This window comes from Streptomyces sp. PA03-6a, assembly GCF_033792765.1.
Taxonomy (GTDB): domain Bacteria; phylum Actinomycetota; class Actinomycetes; order Streptomycetales; family Streptomycetaceae; genus Actinacidiphila.
Genome location: NZ_JARAVK010000505.1, coordinates 1 through 2435 on the forward strand (window position 1 = coordinate 1; position 2435 = coordinate 2435).

Sequence of the window (2435 nt, forward strand, 5' to 3'; positions counted from 1 at the left end):
GTTTGGTAATAAAACCAGCCCCGGGGGGTTCCCCCGGCCCCGCCCGGGCCCCGAGTGAGGACCGGTAGCCTCGCGGGGTCGTTCGCCGGGTGCGGAGGAGGGGGATCGTGATGGCAGCAGCGGGGTTTGCGCTGATCGAGCCGTACGCGTCGGGGCTGCTCGACGTCGGGGACGGGCAGCGCGTCTACTGGGAGACCAGCGGGAACCCGGACGGCAAGCCGGTCCTGTGCGTACACGGGGGACCGGGCTCCGGGGGGAAGCGGGGCAGCAAGAAGACCTTCGATCCCGAGGTGTACCGGATCGTGCTGTTCGACCAGCGGGGGTGCGGGCAGAGCCTGCCGCACGCCTCGGACCCGGCGGTGTCGCTCGAGCACAACACGACCGAGCACCTGATCGCCGACATGGAGCGGCTGCGCGAGCACCTCGGCGTCGAGCGGTGGATGCTGTACGGCGGTTCGTGGGGCTCGACGCTGATCCTGGCGTACGCGCAGCGGTACCCGGAGCGGGTGTCGGAGATCGTGATCGTCGGGGTCACCACGACCCGGCGGGAGGAGATCGACTGGCTCTACCGCGGCGTGGCCCGGCTGGTGCCGGGGCCGTGGGAGGCGTTCCGGGACGGGGTGCCGCCCGGCGAGCGGGACGGGAACCTGCCGGCCGCGTACGACCGGCTGCTGAACGGCCCGGACGCCGCGGCGCGGGGGAAGGCCGTACGCGACTGGGTCACCTGGGAGGACGCGGTCATCGCCCACGAGACCAACGGCAAGCCGGGGGCCTACGGTGACCGGCCGGACGACGACCTGGTCGCCTTCGTGCGGATCTGCGCGCACTACTTCGCCAACGGCGCCTGGCTGGAGGAGGGACAGCTGCTGCGGGACGCGCACCGGCTCGCCGGGATCCCGGGGGTGCTGATCCACGGGCGTCTTGACCTGGGCAGTCCGCTGACGACCGCGTGGGAGCTGGCGAAGGCGTGGCCCGACGCGGAGCTCCAGGTGATCGACGACTCCGGTCACACGGGCAGCCCCACCATGGGGGAGGCGGTCGTGGCGGCGGCGCGGCGCTTCGGCACGCGCTGACGCGGATGGTCACCCGCCGCGGGGCCGGTCACTTGCCGCGGGGACGGGGCGGGACGATGTCGAGCACGGCCATCATGCCCATGTCCTCGTGGTTGAGGATGTGGCAGTGCAGCACCGTCCGGCCGGTGAAGTCCGTGAAGGGGATGCGGATGACGACCCTGCCGCGGGCGGGCACGTTGACCGTGTCGAACCAGCGGTGGTCCGGGTTGCCGGCCTTCCCGTTGGTGCTCATCAGCTGGAACTGGTTGGTGTGGACGTGGAAGGAGTGCTCCTCGTCGCTGTCGTTGCGGACGGTCCACTCCTCGACGGTGCCGAGGACGGAGGTGAAGTCCACCCGGCCCGGCGCGTACGTGCGGCCGTTGACGTAGAACACGTCGCCCGCCGCGTTCTCGGTGAACACCACCGTCTTGCGGTCCGCGACCGTGGCGTGCGCCAGGTCCTCGTTGGGCGCGAAGTCCTTCGGGATCCGCGCCGGGGTCACGGGGGCGCCGCCGGTCACGACGGTGGCCAGGTCGGTGCGGGGGAACCGGTTGCCGGCCTTGCCGGTGTCGTAGGCGAGGGTCTCCAGCGTCGTGGTGCCGGGCCGGCTGCCGCCCTGCACCAGCACGTCGAACCGGGCGCCGGCGGCGATGACCAGGGTGTCCGCGGCGTAGACCCGGCGGACCGGGTAGCCGTCCTGCGCGATCACGTGGAAGCGGCTGCCCTTCAGGTGCAGGCGGTAGTAGATGTTGGCGCCGATGTTGGCCAGCCGCCACAGCTGGGTCTCGCCGGGTCGGAGGCCGATCACCGGGTTCTGCTGCCCGTTGACGGTGCGGTTGGTGCGCGTCCCGATCTTCAGTTTGTGGGTCCTGATCGCGTCGCCGTGGATCTGGAAGTCCTTGAGCGCGACGACGTGCTCGGTGATCCCGCGCAGGGACGGGGGCAGGTACCGCCGCAGGCCGTCCACGACGATGACGCCCGACTCCCCGCCCGCGACCTGGGCGGCGGACATCATGTCGGCGTGCGAGTGGTACCAGTAGGTGCCGGGCGTGATGGTGCGCGGCAGCCGGTAGGTGTAGTGGTGGCTCCGGCCGTACCTGATGGCGATGAAGATGTCGTCGGCGGGGCTGCGCGGTGAGACGTGGAGCCCGTGGACGTGGACGTTGGTGTCCTCGCGCACCCGGTTGGTCATGGTGAGGTCGATGCGGTCGCCGGGGCGTACGCGCAGCGTCGGCGGCATGTACCGCCCGTTGTAGGTGAGGGCGTACAGCCGGTGGTCGCCGACCCGGACCTTGCGGCGCTCGACGACGATGGCGGCCTTGAGGACGCCGTCGCGGCTGACCAGTTCCGGGGGGTCCTGCAGCCGTGGGCCGGGTCCCGCCG

Annotated in this window: 2 protein-coding genes; one reads left to right on the top strand and one right to left on the bottom strand. The window is 71.6% G+C overall.

Annotation, left to right across the window (positions count from 1 at the left end):
* Nucleotides 1-110: 110 nt before the first annotated feature.
* Nucleotides 111-1073: a prolyl aminopeptidase gene (gene pip / locus PV350_RS46105; protein ID WP_499512968.1), complete on the top strand. Its 963-nt coding sequence runs from the start codon at nucleotides 111-113 to the stop codon at nucleotides 1071-1073.
* A 28-nt stretch (nucleotides 1074-1101) separates the two neighbouring features.
* On the opposite strand, the gene PV350_RS46110 is transcribed toward pip, so the two are convergent.
* Nucleotides 1102-2435, bottom strand: a 1334-nt coding sequence (locus PV350_RS46110) for a multicopper oxidase family protein (RefSeq protein ID WP_500339249.1), incomplete at its 5' end; no start/stop codon positions are given.

Coding starts and splice junctions, on each gene's coding strand:
- pip (WP_499512968.1), top strand. CDS start 111: ATGGCAGCAGCGGGGTTTGCGCTGATCGAGCCGTACGCGTCGGGGCTG.